This is a genomic window from Sodalis sp. RH22 (assembly GCF_047324165.1).
GTDB lineage: Bacteria > Pseudomonadota > Gammaproteobacteria > Enterobacterales > Enterobacteriaceae > Acerihabitans.
Map to the genome: position 1 here is coordinate 927,808 of NZ_CP178731.1, position 26,175 is coordinate 953,982.

The 26,175-nt window shown below is 59.3% G+C and carries 28 protein-coding genes, 1 tRNA gene and 3 pseudogenes; 20 read left to right on the forward strand and 12 right to left on the reverse strand.

Translation table 11 applies throughout. The features are described 5' to 3' along the window. Positions 1 to 71 precede the first annotated feature (71 nt). The 8 genes and pseudogenes from tnpA to ACL2XN_RS04275 form a co-directional block, all read right to left on the reverse strand. Positions 72 to 236 carry an IS66 family insertion sequence element accessory protein TnpA gene (tnpA, locus tag ACL2XN_RS04240; protein ID WP_413730362.1) on the reverse strand — a complete coding sequence of 55 codons (165 nt, stop codon included), beginning with the start codon at positions 234 to 236 and terminating at the stop codon, positions 72 to 74. A 426-nt stretch (positions 237 to 662) separates the two neighbouring features. Beyond that, the gene (locus tag ACL2XN_RS04245) at positions 663 to 1,037 is read right to left on the reverse strand and encodes a type II toxin-antitoxin system PemK/MazF family toxin (protein ID WP_413722955.1); all 375 of its coding nucleotides are present in this window, start codon (positions 1,035 to 1,037) and stop codon (positions 663 to 665) included. Beyond that, the gene (locus ACL2XN_RS04250; protein ID WP_410014833.1) at positions 1,037 to 1,309 is read right to left on the reverse strand and encodes an antitoxin; all 273 of its coding nucleotides are present in this window, start codon (positions 1,307 to 1,309) and stop codon (positions 1,037 to 1,039) included. The genes ACL2XN_RS04245 and ACL2XN_RS04250 overlap by 1 nt, the downstream gene beginning before the upstream one ends. 87 nt (positions 1,310 to 1,396) lie before the next feature. Next, positions 1,397 to 1,630 carry a TrbM/KikA/MpfK family conjugal transfer protein gene (locus ACL2XN_RS04255; RefSeq protein ID WP_413731065.1) on the reverse strand — a complete coding sequence of 78 codons (234 nt, stop codon included), beginning with the start codon at positions 1,628 to 1,630 and terminating at the stop codon, positions 1,397 to 1,399. Continuing rightward, positions 1,628 to 1,810 (reverse strand): annotated as a pseudogene (locus tag ACL2XN_RS04260) (IS66 family transposase); the annotation flags it as partial. The gene ACL2XN_RS04255 and the pseudogene ACL2XN_RS04260, both read right to left, overlap by 3 nt. Next, positions 1,811 to 2,086, reverse strand: a pseudogene (tnpB, locus tag ACL2XN_RS04265) (IS66 family insertion sequence element accessory protein TnpB); the annotation flags it as partial. It lies immediately after the preceding pseudogene. Between the two features lie 448 nt (positions 2,087 to 2,534). Continuing rightward, positions 2,535 to 3,227, reverse strand: a complete 693-nt coding sequence (locus ACL2XN_RS04270; RefSeq protein WP_410014834.1) for an SDR family NAD(P)-dependent oxidoreductase — start codon at positions 3,225 to 3,227, stop codon at positions 2,535 to 2,537. Then, on the reverse strand, positions 3,224 to 4,111 hold the full coding sequence (locus ACL2XN_RS04275; protein WP_410014835.1) for an NmrA family NAD(P)-binding protein: 888 nt from the start codon (positions 4,109 to 4,111) through the stop codon (positions 3,224 to 3,226). Before ACL2XN_RS04275 ends, ACL2XN_RS04270 begins: the two co-directional genes overlap by 4 nt. A 243-nt stretch (positions 4,112 to 4,354) precedes the next feature. Between ACL2XN_RS04275 and ACL2XN_RS04280 the strand changes: the two genes are divergently transcribed. Further along, on the forward strand, positions 4,355 to 5,278 hold the full coding sequence (locus ACL2XN_RS04280; RefSeq protein WP_410014836.1) for a LysR family transcriptional regulator: 924 nt from the start codon (positions 4,355 to 4,357) through the stop codon (positions 5,276 to 5,278). Positions 5,279 to 5,398: 120 nt separating this feature from the next. On the opposite strand, the pseudogene ACL2XN_RS04285 reads toward ACL2XN_RS04280, so the two are convergent. Further along, positions 5,399 to 6,196, reverse strand: a pseudogene (locus tag ACL2XN_RS04285) (tyrosine-type recombinase/integrase); the annotation flags it as partial. Between the two features lie 202 nt (positions 6,197 to 6,398). Further along, positions 6,399 to 6,474, reverse strand: a tRNA-Asn gene (locus ACL2XN_RS04290). A 398-nt stretch (positions 6,475 to 6,872) separates the two neighbouring features. Between ACL2XN_RS04290 and nifH the strand changes: the two genes are divergently transcribed. The 16 genes from nifH (at position 6,873) to nifM (ending at position 22,697) form a co-directional block, all read left to right on the forward strand. Then, positions 6,873 to 7,757, forward strand: a complete 885-nt coding sequence (gene nifH, locus ACL2XN_RS04295) for a nitrogenase iron protein (protein WP_410014893.1) — start codon at positions 6,873 to 6,875, stop codon at positions 7,755 to 7,757. 75 nt (positions 7,758 to 7,832) lie between these two features. Then, positions 7,833 to 9,281 (forward strand): nitrogenase molybdenum-iron protein alpha chain, encoded by a 1,449-nt coding sequence (gene nifD / locus ACL2XN_RS04300; protein WP_410014894.1) that lies wholly within the window; start codon positions 7,833 to 7,835, stop codon positions 9,279 to 9,281. 62 nt (positions 9,282 to 9,343) lie between these two features. Next, positions 9,344 to 10,915 (forward strand): nitrogenase molybdenum-iron protein subunit beta, encoded by a 1,572-nt coding sequence (nifK, locus tag ACL2XN_RS04305; protein WP_413730363.1) that lies wholly within the window; start codon positions 9,344 to 9,346, stop codon positions 10,913 to 10,915. A gap of 48 nt (positions 10,916 to 10,963) precedes the next feature. Further along, on the forward strand, positions 10,964 to 11,179 hold the full coding sequence (gene nifT / locus ACL2XN_RS04310) for a putative nitrogen fixation protein NifT (protein ID WP_410014896.1): 216 nt from the start codon (positions 10,964 to 10,966) through the stop codon (positions 11,177 to 11,179). Between the two features lie 24 nt (positions 11,180 to 11,203). Next, on the forward strand, positions 11,204 to 11,881 hold the full coding sequence (locus ACL2XN_RS04315) for a NifB/NifX family molybdenum-iron cluster-binding protein (protein ID WP_410014897.1): 678 nt from the start codon (positions 11,204 to 11,206) through the stop codon (positions 11,879 to 11,881). 250 nt (positions 11,882 to 12,131) lie between these two features. Next, positions 12,132 to 13,748: a carboxylesterase/lipase family protein gene (locus ACL2XN_RS04320; RefSeq protein WP_413730365.1), complete on the forward strand. Its 1,617-nt coding sequence runs from the start codon at positions 12,132 to 12,134 to the stop codon at positions 13,746 to 13,748. 163 nt (positions 13,749 to 13,911) lie between these two features. Then, positions 13,912 to 15,294, forward strand: a complete 1,383-nt coding sequence (gene nifE, locus ACL2XN_RS04325; protein WP_413730366.1) for a nitrogenase iron-molybdenum cofactor biosynthesis protein NifE — start codon at positions 13,912 to 13,914, stop codon at positions 15,292 to 15,294. Positions 15,295 to 15,304: 10 nt separating this feature from the next. Beyond that, positions 15,305 to 16,684 carry a nitrogenase iron-molybdenum cofactor biosynthesis protein NifN gene (nifN, locus tag ACL2XN_RS04330; protein WP_410014900.1) on the forward strand — a complete coding sequence of 460 codons (1,380 nt, stop codon included), beginning with the start codon at positions 15,305 to 15,307 and terminating at the stop codon, positions 16,682 to 16,684. Beyond that, positions 16,681 to 17,136 (forward strand): NifB/NifX family molybdenum-iron cluster-binding protein, encoded by a 456-nt coding sequence (locus tag ACL2XN_RS04335; protein WP_410014901.1) that lies wholly within the window; start codon positions 16,681 to 16,683, stop codon positions 17,134 to 17,136. The genes nifN and ACL2XN_RS04335 overlap by 4 nt, the downstream gene beginning before the upstream one ends. A 170-nt stretch (positions 17,137 to 17,306) precedes the next feature. Continuing rightward, positions 17,307 to 17,627, forward strand: a complete 321-nt coding sequence (locus ACL2XN_RS04340; RefSeq protein WP_413722948.1) for a hypothetical protein — start codon at positions 17,307 to 17,309, stop codon at positions 17,625 to 17,627. 68 nt (positions 17,628 to 17,695) lie between these two features. Further along, entirely contained in the window at positions 17,696 to 18,568 is an 873-nt protein-coding gene (nifU, locus tag ACL2XN_RS04345; protein ID WP_413730368.1) for a Fe-S cluster assembly protein NifU, read from the forward strand. Between the two features lie 9 nt (positions 18,569 to 18,577). Next, entirely contained in the window at positions 18,578 to 19,786 is a 1,209-nt protein-coding gene (gene nifS, locus ACL2XN_RS04350) for a cysteine desulfurase NifS (protein ID WP_410014904.1), read from the forward strand. Positions 19,787 to 19,804: 18 nt separating this feature from the next. Beyond that, complete coding sequence (gene nifV, locus ACL2XN_RS04355; RefSeq protein ID WP_413728359.1) at positions 19,805 to 20,965, forward strand: homocitrate synthase; 1,161 nt, start codon at positions 19,805 to 19,807, stop codon at positions 20,963 to 20,965. Position 20,966: 1 nt separating this feature from the next. Next, positions 20,967 to 21,326 (forward strand): nitrogenase-stabilizing/protective protein NifW, encoded by a 360-nt coding sequence (locus ACL2XN_RS04360; RefSeq protein ID WP_410014906.1) that lies wholly within the window; start codon positions 20,967 to 20,969, stop codon positions 21,324 to 21,326. Then, positions 21,323 to 21,766, forward strand: coding sequence for a nitrogen fixation protein NifZ (locus tag ACL2XN_RS04365; RefSeq protein WP_410014907.1), 444 nt, complete (start codon positions 21,323 to 21,325; stop codon positions 21,764 to 21,766). The genes ACL2XN_RS04360 and ACL2XN_RS04365 overlap by 4 nt, the downstream gene beginning before the upstream one ends. Before the next feature lie 73 nt (positions 21,767 to 21,839). Continuing rightward, positions 21,840 to 22,697, forward strand: coding sequence for a nitrogen fixation protein NifM (nifM, locus tag ACL2XN_RS04370; RefSeq protein ID WP_413730369.1), 858 nt, complete (start codon positions 21,840 to 21,842; stop codon positions 22,695 to 22,697). 69 nt (positions 22,698 to 22,766) lie between these two features. Here nifM and ACL2XN_RS04375 read toward each other — a convergent pair whose 3' ends face one another. Beyond that, a complete protein-coding gene (locus ACL2XN_RS04375; RefSeq protein ID WP_413730370.1) occupies positions 22,767 to 23,669 on the reverse strand; it encodes a LysR substrate-binding domain-containing protein in 903 nt (300 codons plus the stop codon). A 106-nt stretch (positions 23,670 to 23,775) separates the two neighbouring features. Between ACL2XN_RS04375 and ACL2XN_RS04380 the strand changes: the two genes are divergently transcribed. The 3 genes from ACL2XN_RS04380 (at position 23,776) to ACL2XN_RS04390 (ending at position 25,602) form a co-directional block, all read left to right on the forward strand. Beyond that, positions 23,776 to 24,435 (forward strand): O-methyltransferase, encoded by a 660-nt coding sequence (locus ACL2XN_RS04380; protein WP_413730371.1) that lies wholly within the window; start codon positions 23,776 to 23,778, stop codon positions 24,433 to 24,435. 73 nt (positions 24,436 to 24,508) lie between these two features. Beyond that, entirely contained in the window at positions 24,509 to 25,132 is a 624-nt protein-coding gene (locus ACL2XN_RS04385; RefSeq protein ID WP_410014912.1) for a pyridoxamine 5'-phosphate oxidase family protein, read from the forward strand. Between the two features lie 149 nt (positions 25,133 to 25,281). After that, on the forward strand, positions 25,282 to 25,602 hold the full coding sequence (locus tag ACL2XN_RS04390) for a PTS sugar transporter subunit IIB (RefSeq protein WP_413722943.1): 321 nt from the start codon (positions 25,282 to 25,284) through the stop codon (positions 25,600 to 25,602). Between the two features lie 16 nt (positions 25,603 to 25,618). On the opposite strand, the gene ACL2XN_RS04395 is transcribed toward ACL2XN_RS04390, so the two are convergent. Continuing rightward, the gene (locus tag ACL2XN_RS04395) at positions 25,619 to 26,146 is read right to left on the reverse strand and encodes a flavodoxin (RefSeq protein WP_410014914.1); all 528 of its coding nucleotides are present in this window, start codon (positions 26,144 to 26,146) and stop codon (positions 25,619 to 25,621) included. Between the last annotated feature and the right edge of the window lie 29 nt (positions 26,147 to 26,175).

The following is a 26,175-nucleotide window of genomic DNA, read 5'->3' on the forward strand; positions in this document are numbered from 1 at the left end:
GGAGTGGGGGAAGTATTTTGCGGTTGGTCCCACTGCGGTAATTTTTATCCATAACATTGCCAGATATGAACCTAACAATAAAAATGACTGAATGTCATACCCTGCTGTTCACAATAAGGCTGTTTAGTTAATCCGCGGTGTTGCCAAGCATCAATATGCTGCTGCTGTTCAGTCCGGGTGTGCCGCTTTATCATGATTGAATTCACGCTGGTAAATGAGTGAAATGAATATTTCATAGCGACTATCTATCAGCGAGGCGATATGCCCGATCCCTTACGCGAAATCGCTACTAAATCAAAAACAAAAAGCCCGCGTCAGGTCATCCCTGACGCGGGCTTTTCTAAAATCTTGGCTCCTCTGACTAGGATCGCCGTTGTCAGTAAGTGTCTAATAAATAATATAAAGCAGGACACTGCTCTTATCAAGACCCCCAAAGTGACCACCACGTAGCGAAGATTGGAATAGGGTATGTGAAAGCACATAATCGTTCCCATAAAGACAGATCAAGGCAGTAAACATGACCGCTTCCGGTGGAACGCGCCATTTACAAGCTAGGCAGCGGCATGATGTTGCGCAACCCACTTAAATCAGTGGAAGATGCATGCTTCCCCAGGTGGATGCCTGAGGAAATTGTATTATAATGGGATATATTCTGGCTGAGATTAATTCAGTTGAGGGTCCAGAATATCAATAACTTTTGCCAAAACCTCGTCAACGATACTAGATTCGGCCGTTGCAGCATATTTTGCCTGACGCTCAATCAGGTCTAAGGATCGAACCTGATAACATAGCGCTACACCGGTAATCTTGCCGGTATCGGTACTTGCACCATCAAAATAAACGGTAACCGCTTCTGATCGAGCCAACCCGCCACCACCGGTGATAGGTACACAAATAGCCGTACCCAACTTTTTGTTAAGCGCCTGCTCAGTGATAATCAGGTAAAAATGCGGGCCTTTAAACTCTCTTCCGCTGACCGGATCGCCGCTCGCATGCCAAATTTCACCCTTCGCCGGGGCGCTTCTTCTGCGAACCATTAAATCACCTCTTTACCGACCGGATGAGAATTCAGCTCGTCATAAGATGCTTCGTTGAACGCACGTACTTCTTCCTCATCAATGCCCTGCAACAACGTTGCGAGCGATTTGCGACCGCGCGCTACCCTGCCTGCCGGTTTAATGCTGATCGTGTCCCCGGAAGCTTTTACATCGAGTTTTATACCTACTTGCCATCCCATATCAGTGGCGATGTCGCTAGGGATTGTAAGAACCACGGCGCCCCCCTGCTGGCGTAAACGAGTAAGTGACATAGTTTTCTCCTAAGCTATCAGTGTAACTTTATCTCATATGCACTCTAGCATAAAATCTCATAAAGTCACACATTTCATCATCGGAAATTAGCTGATGATTAGGCTGATAATTTCCGGGTCCGCTGATTCGCATTCGAGCAAAAATGCTTTACGGGCATCGGCTGTATGGCTGGGGATAAAACCGTGTATGTTCTTTTTTACGATATGAAAGAAAGAGCGTTCAGCGGGATGACCTTGACTTCCTCCGCCGTTTCCCGTCGTTTTACCGTACATACATAAAACGACTTCACAGGCATCAGCGGCCATCACAGAAGATGACATTTCCGACAGGCGATATAGCGGCAAGTGCTCGGCGTATTTCGCCGTCATCACGCGCGCCAGCAGGCCCGGTCCGGCGATGCCGCGCTCGATGGGACGCGACGGCGCCGGCGCCTGGACGATGACATCGCAGCGGGCGCAGGCTTTCTTTTTACGCCGGGTTTTTATCACCTTGAAGGCGCTTTTGGCTTGCGTCAGGAAGACTTTACCCTCCTTGACCTGCGGCCAGACCAAGCGGCCGCGCTCAAGGCGTTTTGCCTGCAGGCACAGGCCGTCACCGGTTGACCACAGGACCTTTATCAGGTTGCCTCGTTTCCCCCGGAAGACAAAGACATGGCCGGACAATGGATCTTCCCGGAGGGCGGACACGACTTGGCCGGCCAGGTCCTGGAAGCCCTTTCGCATGTCAGTCTGGCCGGCGACCAGCCAGATACGGGTGCCCGCCGGTAAGCCGATCATGATTGCGGGCCTTGCATGAGTTCACGAACCAGGACGGTCAGCAACTCGGCCGAAGGTGACGTCAACATCATCCGTCCCCGGGGAAATGTGATTTCACAGGAACAGGGGTGCTCCAGCTGAGATCTCTGCGGGGCCGCAGGCGTCACGGGATTTTCGGTGATATGGACAGGTAAAAGCGTGGGGGCGGGCGGGGTGTGACCGGCTATGGATGCTGTCGGAAATCGGGCCAAGTAGCCCGATGGGCAACATCTCAGAACTCGCAAAGGTAAAACAGCCGACGGCTAGCGCAAGAATTGCCAGCTAGGTGCGCGCGGTAGCGCGGTCCGGCAAACTCTCTGCTACGGTCCGTTGTGCAGATAATGCAGTATTGTCGGAAGAAGGGGTCGACATAGTGTTCCTCAGCTTTAAAGTGTAATGAACTGCCAACGCCATTAATGGCGCTGATGACTCACCATTCCAGCGTTTTGCCCTGGTAATTAAGGAAAGCGATACCTCGCTGGTTAAAACGGGTCATCAGCATTTCTGTTACGCCGCGTGTACTGGTTTCGATATCCAGTAGCGCATCAGGACCACCCATTTCAGTACGTACCCAACCGGGCGCTACCGCCGTCAATGACCAAGGTGTCTGCGGGTTTTCTGCGATAAAACTGCGCAGTGACTGATTCAGCGCCGATTTACTGGAACGATAAGGTTCCCATCCACCCTGCGTATTCGCCGCAATACTTGCCAGTTCTGATGACATAACGGCGACCACACCGTCGGCCCGGACCGTCGGTGACAGAATGCGTAAGGCAGACATTGCACCTACGACATTGGTGCGCATTACTGTTAGTAGCCGCTGAGCGAAAGATTCATCAGGAGAGCCCACCGTTCCGGCGTTCACCATCAGCAGATCCAGCGTTTTTCCTGCCAGGCGAGTATACAATTCTTCAAGTGACTCATCGCTGTTCATATCAAGTGTTTCAACAGACAAATGTGAGTCGCGCGCGGCGAGCTGACGCAGTTCAGGGCGGGTTAAGCCCTCACGTTCAGTAGCAATGACTTGCCAGCCACGTTCCAGAAAGCGTTCAGTTAACCCCAGCCCCAGGCCACGACTGGCCCCAATAATTAATGCGGTAGGTTGATTTTCCGACGTACTCATAAAATCTCCGGTTGTTCAGAAAAATGTTTTTTAATCAATGTGCTCAATACGGCTTCCAATCCAAGTATCCCCACCCGCTGCTCGGTTTGACTGCCTGAAAATGTAATCCAGCCAGCATTGAAGCCATCAAGCATTTGTATTCTTGGTAACGGGTTTTGCATACCCTGAGCAAGAAACAGGGCATTCCAGTCGTAGCGAGGTACGGCATATGCTTTTACCTTCCGTCCCAATAGCCGTGTAAAGCTGGCGGCCAGTTGGTTTGGACTGATACTCTCTGGTCCGCGAAGCTCAATGATCCGCTTTCCGGACCATGTTTCCTGCAACAATGCAGCCGCAGTGCAGCCAACATCAGCAGTAGCCACCATAGGAATAGCCCGGTCCAGCGGTTGCAAAAAAGACGGGATCTCTCCCTGCTCCTGTGCTGAGGGGATATCCCATGCGGCATTTTCAATAAACCAGGCAGCTCTAATGAATGCGGTAGGCAGTGGTAATGTGCCTAATACGTCTTCCATGATTCCCAGTTGGGTTAGCAAGTTCGGCTGCGTGGCCTGTGCACCAATGGTGGATAAACACACCACCTTTTGAGGACGAGTTTCCTCCAGCGCGATACGTAAAGCAGTAATGATTTCACGACTTTCTGGAAAACCCGCAGACGGGTCAAAATTAGGCGGTAAAAGAATGAAAACACCCTCAACATTTGTGAATGCTTTGCTCAGGGCTACCGCATCATTCATTTCTGCAATCGCCACATCACAACCCTGGCTGGCCCAGTACTGACCCTTTTTCACAGAGCGAACAACAGCACGCACTTCATGGTTCTTTGAAAGTAATAAGCGAGCAATCACACCGCCAACCTGGCCAGTAATACCAGTAATAACGAACATAGGTGATCCTCTATGAGTGTATTAATAATGAATGGTGGAAAGTTTACGGTACAAAAATTAGTTAATCCATATCATCAATGTCACATTTGAAGTGACAAAAAGTCATTAATTATGGCGGTATATTGGTATTGATCTCACCGGATTATGTAACGCGAAAGGGTATGAATAACTGATAACTCATGACAAAATGTCATGGTTATATAGAGTTCGAGGCCTTTACCAGTCAGAATAAAGGGAGAAAAAATGGCATTCGACGAGCGCATGTTAAAGGGTATGGGCGTACTATCTGCTGTGGTAAATGGTGGGAGTTTTGCCGCTGCGGCTGAAGCATTGGATATGTCCCCATCAGGCGTAAGTCGTGCGATCGTCCGGCTGGAAGGTCGGCTTGGTATCCGTCTGTTTGAACGTACTACCCGAGCAATATCTTTAACTGATGAGGGGCACCGTTTCTATCAGCAAATCGCCCCGTTACTGGCCGGACTGGAAGAGGCCGCAGCTTGTGCGATCAATGGTCGTATTTCCGTACGCGGACGCCTGCGGGTCAATGTGCATCCGTTTTTTTCAAGACTGATACTTGGGCCTCGGTTAGGAAGTTTTCTAAAACAATATCCTGAATTGCAGGTTGAGCTTTCTACTCGTGAAGAGCTGGGCGATCTGGTTGCAGAGGGGTTTGACCTGGCAATTCGTTTTGGTGAACATAAATCCTCGACGTTAGTAGCGCGTAAACTACTAAACACCCGTATTCTCACGGTTGCTTCACCTGCATATATTAAGCAGCATGGAAAGCCAGTGACGCCTGATGATTTGGCTTTACCCGAACACTCATGCATTCAGTTTCGATCTCCCGAAACGGGCAAACTCTTTACCTGGGAATTTCAACGTGGTAAAGAGATAAAATCGCTGAATTTGAGTGGTCAGCTTATTGTGAATAATGTCGGTACTATGCATGGCGCCTGTCTTGCAGGATATGGAATTGCACAGGTCATGGAGTTGGGCGCTGAGCATCTACTAGCACAGGGTAAACTGGTTAATCTGTTCCCTGAATGGCCTGATGAACTTTTTCCACTTTACGCACTATATCCGTCACGCAATCATCTACCGGCGAAAACCCGTGCTTTCCTGGATTTTGTCTCTTCGGTGGTTGCTTGCCCTGTTACACAATCCTGACAAAGGACACCACATCTGTTGGGGAGTGCGGACGAAACTTGGACTGCTTTGGAGGTAGTCCATGTATTCGTTCGAAGAGCGTATCCGTGCTGTTGAACTCTATGTCAAATATGGCAGAAAAGCTTCGCGGGTGGCGGGAATGGTCCAGATTCGGTTTCTGAAATCAATCTCTGACCATCGGGCAAAACGCAGTTCACTGGAGCGGATAAACCGGTGAAGCGTCAGCAGAACGGCCAGATGGGTTAATTCCCGTCCCTGCTGATAGTCATCAATGCGTTCCAGCAGTTCCGGCAGACGCTCCAGTGGCAGGGCAGGGTAGTGGCGCGTAACGGGTGGGGCTGTCACGCCATCCAGATTCGCCGCCGGGTTATTTTCTATTAACCCCTGATGCACGGCATAGCGCATGACGTTACAGAGATGCTGCCTCGTGCGGGACGCGACTTCCAGCAGATCTTTCGCCTCGATATCTTTCAGCAGATCGATGAAATGACGGGGTTTCAGTTCTGTTACCGGCAGATGACCAATTACCGGAAAGATATGATTTCTCATGCTGGCAAGCAGGCGGTCTGCGGTATTCTGCGACCACTTCTTATTATTTTTATGCCAGCCCAGTGCCGCGGTCTCAAAGACTTTTTCCGGCGAGCGGGCGGCCCTTTCGGCGATACGTTGCTGAGCGGGGTTAATGTTTTGCGCCAGCAACTTGCGGATACCGTCGCGTTGCTGCCGTGCGCCAGACAGAGATACATCGGGATAAGCACCTAAACCAAGGCGGGATTCTTTACCGTTGATACGGTACTTGAGATACCAGAGACGTGAACCGCCTGGATTGATCAAAAGATACAAACCGTGTGAATCGGAGATTTTGAAAGGTTTATCAGAGGGCTTGAGACTGCGGATTTTCGTGTCGTTGAGAGACATTTGGGGGTCACTCCGTCATCGAACCAACATGACCCTAAATCTGACCACTAAATTCTCCCGATGCAGAGGGAAAACTGAAAACGCATCGGGAAGATTTTTCACGTTAACCTATCGCCTCAAAATTATATAGGAATTCGCGCCATTGCATGAAAAACAAAAAGCCCGCGTCAGGTCATCCCTGACGCGGGCTTTTCTAAAATCTTGGCTCCTCTGACTGGACTCGAACCAGTGACATACGGATTAACAGTCCGCCGTTCTACCGACTGAACTACAGAGGAATCGCGAGAACGGGGCGAATACTAAAGGCGCCGGCCCGTTTTGTCAAAGTTCTTTTCAGCATTTCCCGCCGGATGGCCAGGAGATCGCCAGTTTGCTGATAATCCGCACAATTTTCGCTGATTCGCGGCAGCTTATCCGCTCGTTTATCGCGTGGGCGGCAAGAGGTGGGGCGTGTTCGTTCCCTTTAATGGCGATGCCAATCTGACGCGCGGCCGACCGTTGTGCGCACCGGCTGTGTCTGCTTTATGACAAAAGGTTTGAACTTTGTTCATAACCCGGTGGCGATAAATCTTCTCATTAAAAAAATATTCTGCAATTTCATGGAGTTGAAATATGACGGCTTCTGGTACGTTCCCTGCTTAATAGAAAGGGTCAACCGACTAACAGGAGAATGCACATGGCTATCCGTCAATGCGCCATTTATGGCAAAGGTGGCATAGGTAAATCCACTACGACACAAAATCTCGTTGCCGCTCTGGCCGAGATTGGCAAAAAGGTGATGATTATCGGCTGCGATCCCAAAGCGGATTCCACCCGTCTGATCCTGCATGCCAAAGCACAGAACACCATTATGGAACTGGCCGCCGAAGTCGGCTCGGTAGAAGATCTGGAGCTGGAAGACGTTTTGCAAATCGGTTATCGCGGCGTGCGCTGCGCCGAATCAGGCGGCCCTGAGCCGGGCGTCGGCTGCGCCGGCCGCGGCGTTATCACCGCCATTAACTTCCTGGAGGAAGAGGGCGCGTACGAGGAAGATCTGGATTTTGTGTTTTACGATGTGCTGGGCGACGTGGTCTGCGGCGGGTTCGCCATGCCGATCCGCGAAAACAAGGCGCAGGAAATCTATATCGTCTGCTCCGGCGAAATGATGGCGATGTACGCCGCCAACAATATCTGCAAAGGCATCGTCAAATACGCCAAGTCCGGCAAGGTGCGCCTCGGCGGCCTGATCTGCAACTCGCGCCAGACCGATCGCGAAGACGAGCTGATCATGGCGCTGGCGGACAAGCTCGGTACGCAAATGATCCACTTCGTGCCGCGCCATAACATCGTGCAGCGGGCTGAAATCCGCCGTATGACGGTCATCGAATACGATCCAACCTGCGGCCAGGCCGAAGAGTACCGCACGCTTGCCCGCAAAATCGTCGACAACAAAAAAATGATAGTGCCCACCCCGGTCACCATGGACGAGCTGGAAGCACTGTTGATGGAATTTGGCATCATGGATGTGGAAGACGAAACCATCATCGGCAAAACCGCGGCGGAAGAAGCGCAGTCAGCCTGATCCGGCCGCGCGGGGCCCTGAGCCGGCAACGGCTGGCTTAGGTCACTATCCCATTTATTATGTAAGGACATCGCCATGACCGATATAACCGGCGAACAAACGCTGGCGCTGATTCAGGAAGTTCTGGAAGTCTTTCCTGAAAAAGCCCGCAAAGAGCGTGCCAAGCACTATATGCTGAGCGATCCGGAAATGGAAAGCGTTGGCAAATGCATTACTTCCAACCGTAAATCCCAGCCCGGCGTGATGACGGTGCGCGGCTGCGCCTACGCCGGCTCGAAAGGGGTGGTGTTCGGACCTATCAAGGACATGGCCCATATCTCCCATGGCCCCATCGGCTGCGGCCAGTATTCCCGCGCCGGCCGCCGCAACTACTATACCGGCGTCAGCGGCGTCAACGCCTTCGGCACCCTGAACTTTACCTCGGATTTCCAGGAAAAGGACATTGTGTTCGGCGGCGACAAAAAGCTGACCAAACTGATTGAAGAAATGGAAACCCTGTTCCCGTTGACCAAAGGCATCTCCATCCAGTCCGAGTGCCCGGTGGGCCTTATCGGCGACGATATCGAGGCGGTGGCGCGGGAAATGCAGAAAAAACTCGATAAACCGATCGTGCCGGTGCGGTGCGAAGGGTTCCGCGGGGTATCCCAGTCGCTGGGTCATCATATCGCCAACGACGTGGTGCGCGACTGGATTTTATCCAATCGCGATGACGAAGCGTTTGAAACCACCCCTTACGATATCGCCATTATCGGCGACTACAATATCGGCGGCGACGCCTGGGCCTCCAGGATCCTGCTGGAGGAAATCGGCCTGCGCGTGGTGGCGCAATGGTCCGGCGACGGCACCCTGGTGGAAATGGAAAATACCCCCAAGGTGAAGCTAAACCTGGTGCACTGCTATCGCTCCATGAACTACATCTCGCGCCATATGGAAGAAAAATACGGCATTCCCTGGATGGAATATAACTTCTTCGGCCCGACCAAAATTGCCGAGTCTTTGCGCAAAATCGCCGCGCTGTTCGACGAGACCATTCAGGCCAATACCGAGGCGGTTATCGCCAAATACCAGGCCCAGACCGACGCCATTATCGCTAAATTTCGCCCCAGGCTTACGGGCAAGCGCGTGCTGCTGTATCTCGGCGGTCTGCGCCCGCGCCATGTGATCGGCGCGTATGAGGATTTGGGGATGGAAATCATCGGCAGCGGCTATGAATTCGCCCATAACGATGACTATGACCGCACCTTGCCGGACCTGAAAAAAGGGACGCTATTGTTCGATGACGCCAGCAGTTACGAGCTGGAGGAAATCATCAAGGCGCTGAAACCGGATCTTATCGGCTCCGGCATCAAGGAAAAATACATCTTCCAGAAAATGGGTTTCCCGTTCCGCCAGATGCATTCCTGGGATTATTCCGGCCCTTATCACGGTTACGACGGTTTCGCCGTCTTCGCCCGCGATATGGACATGACCCTGAATAACCCGAGCTGGACCCAGTTGACCGCGCCCTGGCTGAAAACCGCCTGAGATTGTTTGCCTGAAGCCTGAACCCGTCAGTTCACAGATTTGTGGCGCGGGAGGAGAGAATCATGAGTCAGAGTGTAGAAAAAACCAAGGCCTGCTATCCGCTGTTCGAGCAAGCGGAATACCAGGCGCTGTTTACCAGCAAACGCGAGCTGGAAGAGGCCCACGGCGAAGCCCGGGTCAAGGAAGTCTTCGAGTGGACCACCACCCGGGAATACCAGGAGCTGAATTTTAAGCGCGAGGCGCTGACCATCGACCCCGCCAAGGCCTGCCAGCCGCTGGGTGCGGTGCTTTGTTCGCTCGGTTTCGCCAATACGCTGCCCTATGTGCACGGCTCGCAGGGCTGCGTGGCGTATTTCCGTACCTATTTCAACCGCCATTTTAAGGAACCCGTGGCCTGCGTGTCGGATTCGATGACCGAGGACGCGGCGGTGTTCGGCGGCAATAACAACCTGAATACCGGCCTGCAGAACGCCCATGCGCTGTATAAGCCGCAGGCTATCGCCGTCTCCACCACCTGTATGGCGGAGGTGATCGGCGACGACCTGAGCGCCTTTATCGCCAATGCCAAGAAAGACGGCTTTATCGACCCCGCGGTGCCGGTGCCTTATGCCCATACCCCGAGCTTTATCGGCAGCCATATCACCGGCTGGGATAATATGTTCGAGGGTTTCGCCCGCGAATACACCGATAAAACCGACGCCCGGGATTACCAGCCCGGCCGTAACGGCAAAATCAACCTGGTGACCGGTTTTGAAACCTATCTCGGCAATTTCCGGGTGCTGAAACGCATGATGGAGCAGATGGGCGTCGGCTACAGCCTGCTGTCCGATCCCTCCGAGGTGCTGGATACCCCGGCGGACGGCGAATACCGCATGTATGCCGGCGGCACCACCCAGGACGAAATGCGCGACGCGCCGAACGCCATCGATACCCTGCTGCTGCAACCCTGGCACCTGCTGAAAACCAAAAAAATGGTGCAGGAGAACTGGCAGCAGCCGGCCACGCCGGTGGATGTGCCGCTGGGACTGGAAGCCACCGACCGGCTGCTGATGACCGTAAGCCAACTGACCGGCAAACCGATTCCGGACGCCCTGACGCTTGAGCGCGGCCGGCTGGTGGATATGATGCTCGATTCCCATACCTGGATCCACGGTAAAAGCTACGGCCTGTACGGCGATCCGGATTTTGTCATGGGCATGACCAAGTTCCTGCTGGAGCTGGGTTGCGAACCGACGGTGATCCTGTGCCATAACGCCAATAAACGCTGGCAGAAAGAGCTGAAGAAGGTGCTGGCCGCGTCGCCTTACGGCCAGGAAAGCGAGGTGTATATCAACTGCGATCTGTGGCATTTCCGTTCGCTGATGTTTACCCGCAAACCGGATTTTATGATTGGCAATTCCTACGGCAAGTTTATCCAGCGCGATACCCTGGCGTTGGGGGAGCAGTTTGAAGTGCCGTTGATCCGCATCGGCTTCCCGATTTTCGACCGGCATCATCTGCATCGTATCGCCACCTGGGGCTACGAGGGCGCCATGACGGTATTGACCACCCTGGTCAACGCCACCCTGGAAAAACTGGACCGCGACACCATGAAAATCGGCAAGACCGATTATAACTTCGACCTGATCCGCTGACCGACCGGCCCAGGCGCGTCCTGGGCCGCCCTACGGGAGAAAGCCGCTATGCCGAGTGTGTTATTCAGTGAAAAAGGCGCCGACCTGTACTGCTATATCGCCAAACAGGATTTGGAGGCGCGGGTTGTGCGCATTGAATTTGACGATGCCGCCTGCTGGGGCGGCATGTTCGAGCTGGAGGGCGGCAAGTCGTATTACATCTTTCCACAGCCGGGGAAACCGCCGTTCCCGGTGCGTTTACGCGCCAGTAAAAATGCCGGATAACCCCATGGCCACAGGAGCCTACCGATGAATGTCGCAACCGACGATCCTTTATTCTGGCGTCTGTTCGCCCTGGCACAGACCCTGCCGCAGCTGCCGCCCCGGGAGATGATCCTCTGGCTGCAGAAGGCGTCCGGCCAGCCGTTGACGCCGGCGCGGCTGGCCCGGCTGAGCCTTGATCAACTGGCGCGGGCGTTTCCCGCCGGCGCCGGCCAGCCGACGGTGGCGCTGTGGCAACAGGTGATGTCCTGCCTGGCCGGAGAACTGCCGCAGCATCTGACCACCCAGCCGGAGCGGGCGGAGCCGTTGCAATTACGCGCCGCCTTCGCCTCCGGCGACGGCCTGGCGATCGACGGCCATTTCGGCCAGGCCAAGCTGTTTTTTATCTATGCTTTTGACGATCGGGGGCCTTACCTGCAACAGGTCAGGCGCTATCGCGACGATCCCGACGCGCTGGAGGAAGGCAACGAAGCGCGGGCGCGCATGTTAAGCGATTGTCATCTGCTGTTTTGCGAGGCGATAGGCGGCCCGGCCGCCGCTCGCGTGATCCGCAATAATATCCATCCCATCAAGATTAAGCCGCCGATGACCATTGAACAGCAATTACAGGCGTTGCGCGCCATGCTGGCGGGGCGTATCCCGCCCTGGCTGGCGAAACGCCTGGGAAAAACCCACCCTCTTGCGCAGCACCAGTTTTCGCTGTGACGTCCCGCGGGCTTGCCCCGGGGGTATAACAGGGGCGCGCGGGGCGCGGCGGCTCGCCGCCGCCCTGGCCAATCCCGTCGTCAGTCCGTTTAGGCGCCCCTGTGGGCGCCGTTTTTTTTATCCTGACGAAAGTAGGGTGAAAAGCGGCCATCCTTTAACGCGGCGGCTAATATAGTCAGGATGGGCGATTCAGCGCTGACGACGGTGATGGGCTGTTGTTCATAGTATCTGGCGATTAAGAGGCTAAGGGATGGTCGGTAAAAAAAGTAACGGCGCGTTTATCTGGCGGCGCGTCTGGCTGGCGTTGTTAGGGGGGATGCTGTGCGGCTGCATGGACATGCCGGGGAAAGTGCCCCAAATCGTCAACGATCCCGCCGCATCCGCAAGGATTGTTGCTACCGCGGACGGCCCGGTGCGGGGTGTCGTCTCGGCGCGCGGGCAAGCCTTCCTGGGGATTCCGTTCGCGGCGCCGCCCGTGGGGGAGCTGCGCTTCGCACCGCCGGCGCCGGCGATCCCCTGGCGCGGGGTGCGAAGCGCCGATCGCATCGGGCCGGCGTGTCCGCAGCCCGCCTTGCCGGTGGCCGGCAATAGCGCCGAGGATTGCCTGACGCTGAATATCTACGCGCCGCATAATGCCGGCAAGGGCGGGGTTTTCCCGGTGATGGTATGGATTTATGGCGGCGCGCTCGAACTGGGCTCCAACGGGCAATATGACCCCAGCGTACTGGCGGAACGGCAGGGCGTGATCGTCGTCGCGCCCAACTATCGCACCGGCGCGCTGGGCTTCCTGGCGCATCCGGCGCTGCGGGGCCCGGGGGAGGGAAATTATGGCGTGCTGGATCAGCAGGCCGCGCTGCGCTGGGTAAAGCGTAATATCGCCGCGTTCGGCGGCGATGCGGACAACGTCACTGTGTTCGGTGAATCCGCCGGGGCGCTCAGCACCTGCGTTCATCTCCTGTCGCCGGGATCGCGGGGGTTGTTCCAGCGGGCGATCCTGCAAAGCGACAGCTGCGCGCAGCCGGACACGTCATTACCGCGCGCGGAGGCGGAAGCCGGCGGGCTGATAATGGCGCGCGACCTCGGCTGCGGCGATGAGCGGACCGCGCTGGCGTGTTTGCGCCGCGTGCCGGCGAAAAAGCTTTACCAGGCGACCAGCCATCGGCGCGGCAATAGCGGCAGGGACGGCTGGGCGCCGATGACGGGAGGGGATGCGCTGCCTGAGCCGCCGTACCAGGCGTTTGCGGCGGGCAAGGGCGCACCGGTGCCGGTGCTGATGGGCAGCAACCGCGACGAAGGGCGGCTGTTCGCCAATTTCAAGGCGTTCACCTTTGCCATGAGTCACCGCCGGGGGTTTGAGGACGCCGTCGCGCGCGCCTTGCCCGGCGATACCGCCCCCGTGCTGAAGACGTATGCGGACGTCGCCGCCCGGTCGTACTATCAGGCTTTCGCCGATATTGTCACGGACTCGCACTTCGCCTGTCCGATCCTGACGATGCACCGGCTGCTGGGCGCACGGGCGGCCTTCTACGCCTACGAGTTCGACGATCCCCACGCGCCGATGTCATTGCCGCGCGCGCCGTTTACCCCGGCCATGGGATCCTATCATGCCGCGGAAATCGCCTATGTTTTCCAGCGGCCCTGGGCGCTGGCCGACCCGCGCGACTTCGACGCCCGGCAGCAGGATCTGGCCGCGCGTATTCAGCAGGCGTGGGGGACCTTCGCCCATACCGGCCAGCCCGCGGCTATGCCGGCCTGGCCGGTGTTCGACGGCGCGCGGCCCTATGCGCTTGCCGTACAGCATACCGGTTTTTTGGAGGACTTCGCCCTCAGGCATCGCTGCGCATTCTGGAACGCCAGGGGCTACTGAGGGCAGCTTATGTCGCCGGGCAGGTATTCCCCTGTCAGGCCGGTTGTCTGTTTTGTCGCGTTCACGACAATAAAAATTCTTTTCAAAACAGCGGGTAGCCGCTGGCCCGTGATTTGCAAACCAGAGTCATAGCAAGACTATTGCCGGTTACGGAGAGAACCTGATGAAAAATACTGATATCGCCGCCCTGTTCGTGGAGCCTGCCTGCGAGCATAACGGCAAGCATAAAACCGGGTGCAAACCGCCCAAGCCGGGATCCACCGCGGGCGGCTGCGCCTTTGACGGCGCGCAGATTACCCTGCTGCCGGTGGCGGACGTGGCGCATCTGGTGCACGGGCCGATTGGCTGCGCCGGCAGTTCCTGGGATAACCGGGGCAGCCGCAGCTCGGGACCGGCCCTTAACCGGCTGGGTTTCACCACCGATTTAAGCGAGCAGGATGTGATCATGGGACGCGGCGAGCGCCGGCTGTTCCACGCCGTGAAGCATATCGCCGAGCGCTACCACCCCGCGGCGGTCTTTATCTATAACACCTGCGTGCCGGCCATGGAGGGCGACGATATCGAGGCGGTGTGCCGCTCGGCCTCGGCGGCGGCCGGCATTCCGGTCGTGGCCGTCGACGCCGCCGGTTTTTACGGCAGCAAAAACCTGGGCAACCGCATCGCGGGCGATGTGATGCTGCGCCAGGTCGTAGGGCAACGCGAGCCCGCGCCCTGGCCGGCGGATTATCCGGTGCCCGCGGCGCGCGGCCATAACATCTGCCTTATCGGCGAATACAATATCGCCGGCGAGTTCTGGCAGGTGCTGCCGCTGCTTGATGAGCTGGGCGTGCGCGTCCTGTGCACGCTTTCCGGCGACGCGCGTTTCGCTGAAATCCAGACCATGCACCGCGCCGAGGCCAATATGCTGGTCTGCTCCCGCGCCCTGATTAACGTTGCGCGCAGGCTGGAGGAGCGGTACGACACGCCCTGGTTCGAGGGCAGCTTTTACGGCATGCGTGAAATGTCGGCCTCGCTGCGCCAGCTGGCGCAGCTGCTGGACGATGCGGATCTCACCGCGCGCACCGAGCGGCTTATCGCGCGCGAGGAGGCGGCGACCCAGCTGCGCCTTGAGCCCTGGCGCGACCGGCTGCGCGGCAAGCGGGTGTTGCTGTACACGGGCGGCGTTAAGTCCTGGTCGGTGGTCTCGGCATTGCAGGATTTGGGGCTGGACGTGGTGGCCACCGGCACGCGCAAATCCACCGAGGAGGACAAGGCGCGCATCCGCGCCCTGATGGGGGAGGACGCGCTGATGCTTGACGAGGGCAACCCGCGCCTGCTGCTGGATACCGCCTATCGTTTCCGCGCCGACATGATGATCGCCGGCGGCAGGAATATGTATACCGCCTATAAAGCCCGGCTGCCGTTCCTGGATATCAACCAGGAGCGCGAAGAGGCCTTCGCCGGCTACGGCGGCATGGTTAACCTGGCCGAGGCGGTGTGCCGCACGCTGGAAAGCCCGGTCTGGACGCAGGTTAACCAGCCGGCGCCCTGGCAGATAAAAGCCTGAGGAGAAGATCATGACGCACGTTGTCCGTTCGGTAAAACCGCTGGCCACCAGCCCGATCAAGAGCGGTCAGCCGCTGGGCGCCATCCTGGCCGCCATGGGGCTGGAAAGCTGTATCCCGCTGGTGCACGGCGCCCAGGGCTGCAGCGCTTTCGCCAAAGTGTTTTTTATCCAGCATTTCCACGAGCCGGTGCCGCTGCAATCCACCGCCATGGAGCCGATCACCACCATCATGGGCGCCGACGACAATATTTTTACCGCACTGGAGACCTTGTGCGAGCGCAATACGCCGCGCATCATCGTCCTGCTCAGCACCGGCCTGTCGGAAGCGCAGGGCAGTGATTTGGGGCGGGCGGTGGCGCTGTTCCGCGCAAGCCATCCCAAGCACCGGCAGGTCGGCATCCTGACCGTCAGCACGCCGGATTTTTACGGCTCGATGGAAAACGGCTATGCCGCGCTGCTGGAAAGCGTGGTGCAGCAGTGGGTGCCCGCTGAGCCCGCGGCCGGGATTCGCGGCAAACGGGTGAATATTTTTCTGAGCCATATGTTTACCCCGGGCGATCAGGAGCTGATCCGCAGCTATGTCGAGGCTTTCGGCCTGCAGCCGGTGATCCTGCCCGACCTGACGCAGTCCATGGACGGACATCTGGCGGCGGGCGATTACAGCTCGCTGACCCAGGGCGGCACACCGCTGCGCCTGATGGAACAGTTGGGACAAAGCGTCGCCACCTTTGTGATCGGCGTTTCGCTCACCCGCGTGGCCGCGCTGATTGAGCCGCGCGGACGCGGCATCTGCGTGCGTTTGCCGCATCTGATGACGCTTGCGCATATGGATGCGTTTATCGGACAACTGCACCAGATTTCCGGTCGCGAGGTGCCGGCCTGGATAGAGCGGCAGCGCGGGCAGATGCTGGACGCGATGATCGATTGCCACGGCGAGCTGCAGGGCGGGCGCATGGCGGTGGCCGCCGAGGCGGATTTGCTGCGCGGCTGGTGCGATTTCGCCGTCAGCCAGGGCATGAGCGTGGTGAACGCGGTGGCGCCGGTCAACCAGCCCGGGCTGGCCGCGCTGCCGGTGGAAAAAGTCATCATCGGCGATCTGGAGGATTTGGCGGATCTGCTGGCCGAGACCCCCGCCGACATGATTTTTGCCAACTCCCACGCCGCCTCCCTGGCTGAGCGCCTGGATATGCCGCTGGTGCGCACCGGTTTCCCCCTCTACGACCGTCTGGGCGAATTTCGCCGTACCCGGCAGGGGTATGCCGGCATCCGCGACACCCTGTTCGAACTGGGCAACCTGATGCGCCATCGCCATCATCATCAGCCGGTGTACCACTCGCCGCTGAAACAGCAATTTCCTGCCGTCTCACTTGCACAGGACGCCGGCGTATGAACAACTTCCAGCGCAATCTTACGGTGACCACCGCCTCCGACTGGGCGCTGCGGGTCGCGTTCGCCAGCACCGACCTGCACCAGGTCAACCAGCATTTCGGCTCGACGCCCCGGCTGGCGATTTACGGCGTCAAACCCGATCGGGTGACGCTGCTGCAGGTCACGGATTTTATCGTCCAGCCCGGACATGACCTGGATAAGCTGGGCTGTCGTATCGCGGCGCTGGAGGGTTGCCTCTCGCTGTACTGCGTGGCGGTGGGCGAAAGCGTGTTCCGGCAGCTGCTGCGCGTCGGGGTACGGGCGGTGAGCGTGCCCGCCGCCACCTCCATCGTCCATCTGCTGACGGAAATCCAGCAAAACTGGGATGCGCCGACGGTACAGCGCCATCAGGAAAAACGCGATCCCAGGCGCTTCGAGCGTTTCCGGCAGGAGAGCCGCTGGGAGGAAGAGTAGCGCGGGAACAGCGCTGATTTGTGTCAATTCCCTGACAAAACCGACAACCAACCCCGACATGTTCGGGGTTTTTAGTGCGCCGCGCGGCGCTATCTTATTGAAATAACGATAAAGATGTGACTGGCATCACATTTGCTCATGATTAAGTACCCCCCACGCGGAGCGACATCATGATTCAGATTGAAGCGGAAGCCCTGCAACAGCTGCTTTTATTGCGCCGGCAATTGACCGCGCCCTGTGCCGGCCTGCGCCTTTGGCTTGAGGGCGATGCCTGCCAGGGCTGGCGGGTTTCCCTGGAGTGGAGCGCGGCGCAGCGGGAGGAGGAGTATCGCGTCGAGTATCAGGGATTGGTGCTGCTGGCGGCCGTTACGCACTGGCCCTATCTGCAGGGCGCGACGCTCGCGGCGGGCGCCCGGGACGGCGAGCCGGGACTCTGGATAGATCTTCAGGCGTCGGCCTGCCAGTGCGACCACCAGACCTGCGCATCATAACCGGCATTCAGCTAAGGCATTCACCCGGGGTATCGCCAAGCATCGCCCCGTGAACTGGAGAAAAATGTATGTGGAATTATTCAGAAAAAGTTAAAGATCATTTTTTTCATCCGCGCAATGCCAAAGTCGTCGAGCAGGCGAACGCCATAGGCGACGTCGGTTCGCTGAGCTGCGGCGACGCCCTGCGCCTGATGCTTCGCGTCGACCCCGAGACGGAAATTATCGAGGAGGCGGGTTTCCAGACCTTCGGCTGCGGCAGCGCCATCGCCTCTTCCTCGGCCCTGACCGAACTGATTATCGGCCGCACCCTGACCGAGGCGGCGCAACTGACCAATAAGCAGATTGCCGATTACCTCGACGGCCTGCCGCCGGAAAAAATGCATTGCTCGGTGATGGGGCAGGAAGCGCTGCGCGCCGCCATCGCCCAGTTCAGGGGCGAGGCGCCGGACGCCGATCACGAAGAAGGCGCGCTTATCTGCAAGTGTTTCGGCGTCGACGAAGGCCATATCCGCCGCGCGGTGCTGGAAAACGGCCTCACCACCCTTGAGGATGTGATCAACTACACCAAGGCCGGCGGCGGCTGTACCTCCTGCCATGAAAAAATCGAGCAAACCCTCGAGCAGATATTGAGCGCCAGGCCGGCAGTGGCGCAGGCCGTAGGCAAGCCCGCGCCGCAGCCGCAGCCCCGCGATGAAAACTGGCTGGCGGTGGAAGAGGTCATCGCCGGCCTGCGTCCGCACATCCAGGCCGACGGCGGCGATATGCGCCTGCTGAGCGTGAACGATAAACAGGTGACCGTCTCGCTGTCCGGCAGTTGCAGCGGTTGCATGATGACCGATATGACCCTGGCCTGGCTGCAGCAGAAGCTTATCGAACGCCTGGGCCGGTTTATGCACGTGGTGGCCGACCCGGCCACGGTCTCCACCAGCGAAGTTGAATGAGGTAAGCCGATGAAAGCTGTTTATCTGGATAATAACGCCACGACACGTCTGGACCCGATGGTCCTGGAAGCGATGATGCCGTTTCTCAGCGAACACTACGGCAATCCATCGTCTATCCATGATTTCGGCCAGCCCGCTGGCATTGCGCTGGCCAAGGCGCGGGAACAGGTGGCGAGCCTTTTGGGCGCGCGCCACGACAGTGAAATCATTTTTACCTCCTGCGCCACCGAGGCCACGTCCACCGCCATCCTGTCGGCCGTGGCGGCCTACCCTGAACGGCGGGAAATCATTACCAGCATTGTGGAACATCCCGCGACGCTTGCGGTATGCGAATACCTGGAACGGCAGGGCTACCTGATCCACCGCCTGCCGGTGGACGGCGAGGGCGCGCTGGATATGGCCGCCTACCGGGCGGCGCTCAGCGACCGCGTGGCGCTGGTTACCCTGATGTGGGCCAATAACGAAACCGGCGTGGTGTATCCGGTGGCGGCCATGGCCGAGCTTGCACATGAACAAGGGATACTGTTCCATTGCGACGCGGTGCAGGCGGTGGGTAAATTGCCGGTGGCCGTCGGCGCGAGCGCCATTGATATGCTGTCCTGCTCCGGCCATAAATTTCATGGTCCCAAGGGGATCGGCTGCCTCTATCTGCGCCGCGGCACCCGGTTCCGGCCGTTGCTGCGCGGCGGCCACCAGGAGCGCGGGCGGCGCGCCGGCACCGAGAACATTGCCGGCATTGTCGGCATGGGCGCGGCGGCGGCGCTGGCGGATATCCATTTGCCGATGATGGACAGCGAGATTGCCCGCATGCGTGATCGTCTGCAGGACGGCATTCTCGGCGCCGTCGGCCATACCCTGGTGATGGGCGGCGGGCAGCCGCGCACGCCGAACACGGTCAATATCGCCTTCGAATATATCGAGGGCGAGGCCATCCTGCTGTTGCTAAACCATGTCGGCATCGCCGCCTCCAGCGGCAGCGCCTGTACGTCCGGTTCCCTGGAGCCGTCCCATGTGATGCGCGCCATGGGCATTCCGTATACCGCCGCCCACGGCACCATCCGTTTTTCGCTATCCCGCTATACCCGCGAAAAAGAGATTGAGTATGTCATTGAGCAATTGCCGCCGATCATAGCCCAATTGCGCGCCTTATCGCCGTACTGGCAGGGCGATCGTCCGCTGGCGGTGGAAAACGCCGCCTTTGCGCCGACCTATGGTTAACCCGGGGGAGCCAGGCCGATGACCGCTATCGTGATTAACGACACTACGCTGCGCGACGGCGAACAAAGCCCCGGCGTGGCGTTCAGCGCCGGGGAAAAGGTCGCCATCGCCCGCGCCCTGACCGGGGCCGGGGCGGGCGAGCTGGAGGTCGGCACGCCGGCGATGGGCGATGAAGAATGCCGGCGCATCGCGCTGGTGCGCCGGGCGCTGCCGCGGCAGACCTTGATGTCCTGGTGCCGGTTGAACCGCCATGATATCCGGCTGTCGGCGGACCTGGGGCTGGACTGGGTGGATATATCGCTGCCGGCGTCCGGGCCGATGCGCGCTTACAAGCTGCATATGGGCTGGCCGCAGCTGGCGCGGGAGCTGTCCGGCCATATTGCCTACGCGCGAACTTTGGGGCTGCGGGTCAGCGTCGGCTGCGAGGACGCCTCGCGCGCCAGCGACGAGGAACTGCGGCAGATAGCCCTGGTGGCCGGCGACGCCGGCGCGCTGCGGCTGCGCTTTGCCGACACGCTGGGCGTGCTCGATCCCTTCGTGACCTTTGAACGCATCACGGCGTTACGCTGTCACTGGCACGGCGAAACCGAAATGCACGCCCATAATGACCTGGGGCTGGCGACCGCCAACACCCTGGCGGCGGTGCGGGCCGGGGCGACCCATGTCAATACCACGGTCTCGGGGCTGGGCGAGCGCGCGGGCAACGCCGCGCTTGAAAGCGTGGCGATGGCGCTGGAGGCCTGCCTGCAGGTCGACACCGGTATCCGGCTCGACCATCTGCCCGGCTTATGCGCGCAGGTGGCGCAGGCGGCGCGGCGCCCGATCGACCCCCAGCAACCGCTGGTGGGGGAACAGGTGTTTACCCATGAATCGGGTATCCACGTGGCCGGGTTGCTGAAAAATCCCGCCTGCTATCAAAGCATCGATCCGGCCCGGCTGGGGCGCGGCCACCGCCTGGTGCTGGGCAAGCATTCAGGGCGGCACGCGGTCGAGCGTATCTACGGCGAGCTGGGATACCGGCTTACCGGCGGCCAGGTGGAGCAACTGCTGCACGCCTTGCGCGCGCGCGCCGAGGAGTGGAAGCAGATTCCAAGCGACGAGCGGCTGCGCGATCTTTACAGCGAATTATTCGCTTTGCCCGGACCGGACTTCGGTTTGGCCCGTTGCGCGGGAGGCTAGAATGGAGTGGTTTAGCACATTACCCGGCGTTGATGAGCTGGAATCCGCCGAGGCGTTTTTCGCTTATTTCGAGCTGCCCTGCGACCCGGCGGTGATCCGCGCGAAACGCCTGCATATCATGCATGATTTCCACCAGCGCCTGGCGGGGGTGATAAGCCTGCCGCTGGCCGATCTGCCGCCGGGGGACGCCGGAGAACTGCGCAGAAACAAGGCGTACTGGTCGCTGGCCAGGAGCCTGCTGAACGACAGCTACCGGCACTTTCTGCAAGGCGAGGTGGCGGCGCAGTCGGGGCTATCGGTGTATCAACGCCACAAACGCTGTTTTATCCCCTGGAGCGGATTAATGGAGGTGCATCCTTGAAACCGACCTATGACTTTGGCGATCGGGTACGGGTTATCCGATCGCTGCGCAATGACGGCACCTTTCCCGGCAAGGCCCGGGGCGAGAAGCTGGTCCGCAAGGGCAGTATTGGCTACGTGCGGGAATGGGGCACGTTTTTACAGGATGAGATTATCTACCAGGTGCATTTCGTCGCGGAGGACTGCATCGTGGGCTGTCGCGAGCATGAGCTGATTTCAGGCTCGGCCCCCTGGATTGCCGGGCAATTCCAGTTTGGCGACTGGGTGAGCGCCGCGCTGCCGCTGGCGATTAACGGCGATCCGGTGGTGACGGAGGGCCAGGTGGGCCAGATTATGGATGAAATCCGCGATGTCCAGCCCATGGCCTATGTGGTGCTGTTCGAAGGCAGGTTGTTCCGGGTGCCGGAGGTGGCGCTGACCCCCCGGGTCTGCGAAAGCTGAGCCAGGCTCCTGGCGGCGCCACGGCGGCACAGGACGCGCCGCGGGCAAACGCATCAACCCACAGGAAACCCTAATGGAAAAATGGCAGGTATTTTCCCGCTTAAAACTGGCGCTGGCTTTGTATGAAACGCCGCCGTGGCTATTAACCGCCGAACAGCTGACGGAGTTCGAACCACGCTATGCCCGCCAGCTGCGGCTTGAAAGCCGGGTGGTGGACCAGGCCGAGGCGCTTGGGCTGCGCGCCACGGAAAACGATATCCGCGCGGCGGTGGCCGATCTCGATCGGCGCCTGCCGGATGCCGCGCTGCAGCCGCGGCAATTGGCGGCCATAGGGCTGGACGCCAGGGGCCTCTATGAGGCCATGACCCATGAAGTCCTGCTGGACAAGGTCCTTGAACACGTGGCGCAGCAGGCTCCGGCGCCCTCGGCGGCGGACGTGGCGCAGTGGTACGCTGCCCATCGGGACAACTTTATGCGTCCGGAGCAGCGCGCATGCAGTCATATACTGCTGACGGTGGATGAAGAGCAGCCGGGCTGCCAGCCGGACCAGGCGGCGCGGCGCATCGCTATCCTGCACCGGCGCCTGCGCCGCGACGCGCGCGACTTCGCCGTGCTGGCGCAGCGTCATTCGCAATGTCCCACCGCCCTTGACGGCGGCAACCTGGGCTGGGTCAGCCGCGGCCTGTTGTATGCTTCCCTTGATGAAACCCTGTTTGCCCTGCCGGCGCGGCATATCAGTGACGTTGTCACCAGTCCCATGGGGCTGCATATCCTTTACTGCCGGGATATCCGCCCGGCCGCGCCGATACCGCAGGACGAGGCCATGAATGCCGTTGAAACCCGGCTCCGCGCCAAAGCGCGTCAGGCTTACCAGCGCCAGTGGCTGGAAACGCTGGCGCGGGACGGCCGCCCGCCAGCGGCGGCGCGCTAAGCCGGCAGGCGGGCCGCCGCTGGCGGGCAACCAGAGCATCGCCGACAAGGCAGTATGCGCGGCACGGCGTTATGGCTGTGTCGCCTCCGGCGGTCTGGATCGCGCGCCTGCGACATACTCCCGCGCTGCGGTTTCCAGCCACCGGCAAAAAATGTCGGCCTTGCGGTTTTGCTTTTGGCGACGCAGGGCCACGTAGCCGAGACCGCTGTCGATAAAGCCGAAGGGGGCGATCAGTCGTCCCGCCGCCACATCTTCCGCCACCAGCGGCCAGGGGGATATCGATACGCCCAGCCCCGCGATAGCCGCTTCCAGCATAAAATAAAAATGCTCGAACTCGGCCGCGCCTTCACCGGCTGCGGCGATGCCCGAGCGCGCGCTCCAGTCAGACCAGGCGTTGCGCCGGGAAACCGTGTGCAACAGCGCCGCCGGCCATGGCTTTCCGGCGGCAAGCCGGATTGACGGCGCATGGACCGGGCCGAATTTCTCGCTGAACAAGGGGATGACGTCGACGCCCGGCGGCCAGGGCGCGCGGCCCACCCTGATCGCCACGTCGACATTATCCCCGATGGGATCCGCCGAGGTGCCCGCCGAGTTCAGGCGTACCTCGACCCGGGGGTGATGCGCGTTAAAGTGATGCAGGCGCGGTATCAGCCAGCGCATGGTAAAGGTGCCGGGACATGAAACATCAAGCGTGCCCTCATCGGTATCCGCAATCTGCTGCACGGCCAAATCCACCTGATCAAAGGCGCAGGTCAAGGCCGGCAACAGCCGGTATCCCGCCTCCGTCAGCGCCGGCGCATGTTTCGGGCCGGCGAACAGGGCGACGCCAAGCCAGTTTTCCAGTTGTTTAACCTGCCTGCTGACGGCGCCGTGCGTGACGCACAGCTCCTCAGCCGCCAATTTCATCAGTCCCAGCCGCCCGGCCGCTTCAAAGGCCTTGAGCGCGTTCAGTGAGGGGATGCGGCGTCTCATGGTGATTTTTTCTCACTTAGCTTGTCAGCAAAAGTCGATTAACAGCCATCTAATCAGGAAGTAGGGTGGTATGCAAAAGAAAGGTGCAATGACAACAGGAGGCCGTATGCAACAACAAATGTGCCAGGCAGTGGATGATTATCTTAACCGCCTGCTGGTCCCGGAAGATCCGATCCTGCGGCGGGTCGCGGCGGCAAACCGCCGGGCGGGCCTGCCGCCCCATGATGTCGCCCCTAACCAGGGCAAACTGCTGTTTATATTTGCCCGCATGGTCAGGGCGCGGCGGATTCTTGAAATCGGCACGCTGGGCGGGTACAGCACCCTTTGGCTGGCAAGGGCGCTGCCTGAGGACGGCGAGCTGATAACGCTGGAATGCCAGGAAAAACATGCGGCCGTCGCGCGCGACAATCTCAAGCGCGCCGGCCTTGGCGCACGGGTCAGCCTGCGGGTGGGGCCGGCGCTGGCGACGCTTGCGGCCTGGGATGACATGGCCCCTTTCGACCTGATTTTTATCGACGCCGATAAGGTGAATAATACGGCTTACCTGGATTGGTCGCTGCGTCTGTCCCATCCCGGCACGGTCATTATCGCCGATAATGTGATCCGCGGCGGCGCCATACTGGACAGCGCCAGCCAGGATGCGAGCGTGATCGGCGTGCGGCGCTTTTTTGCCGCCTTGTCTGCTAATATCAATCTGACGTCGACAGCCCTGCAAACCGTGGGATGCAAAGGATGGGACGGGTTTTCCCTCTCCATCGTCAATTAAGCCGTCAGGGTCCCGGGCCAGGTATGGATGACGCTTTTACCGCTGCGCCCGCATTATCCCGCAGGAGAAACCTATGCCACAAGATGACTTTCGCCTCACCACGGCTGCACAGCTGGAGGCGATATACGGCGCGGTAGCGCCCCCCTCGATTGTCAAGGAAACGGATTATCTTCATCCGGCCTACCGGCCGTTTATCGAAGCCGCGCCGTTCGCGGTGCTGGCAACGGCGGGCGGCAGCGGCCTGGATGCGTCGCCGCGCGGCGATCCGGCCGGATTTGTTCATATCGAGGACAGCCGCACGCTGCTCTTGCCCGACCGGCGCGGCAATAACCGCATCGATAGCCTCAGGAACATCGTCGAGGACCCGCGCGTCGCGTTATTATTCCTGATCCCGGGCATCGGCGAAACGCTGCGGGTCAACGGCACGGCCGACATCAGCGTTGAACCGGCGCTGCTGGCGCGTTTCGCCATGGCGGGTAACCCGCCGCGCACGGTGCTGCGCATCAGGGTGCAAAGCGTGTTCTTCCAATGCAGCCGCGCCGTCATCCGCGCGCGCCTGTGGGATCCCGCCACGCAAATCGCGCGCGACAGGCTGCCCAGCGCAGGGGCGGTGCTGAAAGCGATTTCCAACGCCGGCATTGATGGCGACGCCTACGACCAGGCCTTGCCGGACCGGCTGAAAAAGACGCTTTACTGAATCAGCCGCACACGGGACGTAGCGGCCGACACGCCGCACGGCGGGCGGTGGTCCGGGATTAACCCGAAGTGTAATTCGGGAGATGAGGCACAATTTTTCCCGGTCGCCGGTGCATACTAGGCTTAACCTCATAAAGATAAGGGTTAAGCATGAAAAAAATCCTCTTATGCTGCGTTTCCGGCACCTCCTCGTCGGTGCTGGCCCGCAGGATGCAGGCGCTGGCCGCGGCCAAGGGCCTTGCTGTCCAGGTCAGCTTTGTCGATCTGGAGCATATCGGCGATACCTGCGCCGACTACGATTGCCTGCTGCTGGGGCCGCATATTCAGTACAAACTGAATGAAATCGTCGGCATCTACAACTCGCCGTCCAAGCCCGTCGCCATTATCCGCAGCATTGACTACGGCATGATGGACGTGGAGAAAATCCTGCACGACGCCCTGGTGATGCTGGACGAGTCGACCCCGGCGTAGCCGGGATCCCGGCGGTCTAGAGCGCGGCTTTCACCAGGCTGACCCAGGTTGCCACCCGATCGGCGCTCAGGTCGGCCTGGTTATCCTGGTCCAGCGCCAGTCCGACGAATTCGTCGCCTTCCAGCGCCGCCGACGCGCTGAAGACATAGCCTTCCCGGGGCCAGGCGCCGACGACGTTGGCGCCCGCGTCCGAGACGATATCGTAAAGTTCACCCATGGCGCTGACGAAATTATCCGGATAGGCCTCCTGGTCGCCCAGGCCGAACAGCGCCACGGTTTTGCCGCTTAAATCCGCCTGCGCCAGGGTATCGGCGAATTCCGCCCAGGATTCGCTCTGGCATTCCGCGTCCAGGCCCGGCAACTGGCCGTCGGCCAGCGTCGGCGTGCCGAGGATCAGTACCGGGTAGGCGAGCAGATCCTCAAGGGTGGCGCGGTTGATGTTTTTCGGTTCGTCCGCCTCGCCGTCAAACTGCTGATGGATCAGCTTGGCGATCTTGCGGGTTTTGCCGGTGTCGGTACCAAAAAAAATGCCGATCTTAGCCATAAGAATGTTCCCCAATTGTTAACTTTGTC

Bases quoted from the DNA above. Each gene is read 5' to 3' on its own strand.
- tnpA (WP_413730362.1), bottom strand. From the start codon at position 236: ATGAAATATTCATTTCACTCATTTACCAGCGTGAATTCAATCATGATA.
- ACL2XN_RS04245 (WP_413722955.1), bottom strand. From the start codon at position 1,037: ATGGTTCGCAGAAGAAGCGCCCCGGCGAAGGGTGAAATTTGGCATGCG.
- ACL2XN_RS04250 (WP_410014833.1), bottom strand. From the start codon at position 1,309: ATGTCACTTACTCGTTTACGCCAGCAGGGGGGCGCCGTGGTTCTTACA.
- ACL2XN_RS04255 (WP_413731065.1), bottom strand. From the start codon at position 1,630: ATGTCATCTTCTGTGATGGCCGCTGATGCCTGTGAAGTCGTTTTATGT.
- ACL2XN_RS04270 (WP_410014834.1), bottom strand. From the start codon at position 3,227: ATGAGTACGTCGGAAAATCAACCTACCGCATTAATTATTGGGGCCAGT.
- ACL2XN_RS04275 (WP_410014835.1), bottom strand. From the start codon at position 4,111: ATGTTCGTTATTACTGGTATTACTGGCCAGGTTGGCGGTGTGATTGCT.
- ACL2XN_RS04280 (WP_410014836.1), top strand. From the start codon at position 4,355: ATGGCATTCGACGAGCGCATGTTAAAGGGTATGGGCGTACTATCTGCT.
- nifH (WP_410014893.1), top strand. From the start codon at position 6,873: ATGGCTATCCGTCAATGCGCCATTTATGGCAAAGGTGGCATAGGTAAA.
- nifD (WP_410014894.1), top strand. From the start codon at position 7,833: ATGACCGATATAACCGGCGAACAAACGCTGGCGCTGATTCAGGAAGTT.
- nifK (WP_413730363.1), top strand. From the start codon at position 9,344: ATGAGTCAGAGTGTAGAAAAAACCAAGGCCTGCTATCCGCTGTTCGAG.
- nifT (WP_410014896.1), top strand. From the start codon at position 10,964: ATGCCGAGTGTGTTATTCAGTGAAAAAGGCGCCGACCTGTACTGCTAT.
- ACL2XN_RS04315 (WP_410014897.1), top strand. From the start codon at position 11,204: ATGAATGTCGCAACCGACGATCCTTTATTCTGGCGTCTGTTCGCCCTG.
- ACL2XN_RS04320 (WP_413730365.1), top strand. From the start codon at position 12,132: ATGGTCGGTAAAAAAAGTAACGGCGCGTTTATCTGGCGGCGCGTCTGG.
- nifE (WP_413730366.1), top strand. From the start codon at position 13,912: ATGAAAAATACTGATATCGCCGCCCTGTTCGTGGAGCCTGCCTGCGAG.
- nifN (WP_410014900.1), top strand. From the start codon at position 15,305: ATGACGCACGTTGTCCGTTCGGTAAAACCGCTGGCCACCAGCCCGATC.
- ACL2XN_RS04335 (WP_410014901.1), top strand. From the start codon at position 16,681: ATGAACAACTTCCAGCGCAATCTTACGGTGACCACCGCCTCCGACTGG.
- ACL2XN_RS04340 (WP_413722948.1), top strand. From the start codon at position 17,307: ATGATTCAGATTGAAGCGGAAGCCCTGCAACAGCTGCTTTTATTGCGC.
- nifU (WP_413730368.1), top strand. From the start codon at position 17,696: ATGTGGAATTATTCAGAAAAAGTTAAAGATCATTTTTTTCATCCGCGC.
- nifS (WP_410014904.1), top strand. From the start codon at position 18,578: ATGAAAGCTGTTTATCTGGATAATAACGCCACGACACGTCTGGACCCG.
- nifV (WP_413728359.1), top strand. From the start codon at position 19,805: ATGACCGCTATCGTGATTAACGACACTACGCTGCGCGACGGCGAACAA.
- ACL2XN_RS04360 (WP_410014906.1), top strand. From the start codon at position 20,967: ATGGAGTGGTTTAGCACATTACCCGGCGTTGATGAGCTGGAATCCGCC.
- nifM (WP_413730369.1), top strand. From the start codon at position 21,840: ATGGAAAAATGGCAGGTATTTTCCCGCTTAAAACTGGCGCTGGCTTTG.
- ACL2XN_RS04375 (WP_413730370.1), bottom strand. From the start codon at position 23,669: ATGAGACGCCGCATCCCCTCACTGAACGCGCTCAAGGCCTTTGAAGCG.
- ACL2XN_RS04380 (WP_413730371.1), top strand. From the start codon at position 23,776: ATGCAACAACAAATGTGCCAGGCAGTGGATGATTATCTTAACCGCCTG.
- ACL2XN_RS04385 (WP_410014912.1), top strand. From the start codon at position 24,509: ATGCCACAAGATGACTTTCGCCTCACCACGGCTGCACAGCTGGAGGCG.
- ACL2XN_RS04390 (WP_413722943.1), top strand. From the start codon at position 25,282: ATGAAAAAAATCCTCTTATGCTGCGTTTCCGGCACCTCCTCGTCGGTG.
- ACL2XN_RS04395 (WP_410014914.1), bottom strand. From the start codon at position 26,146: ATGGCTAAGATCGGCATTTTTTTTGGTACCGACACCGGCAAAACCCGC.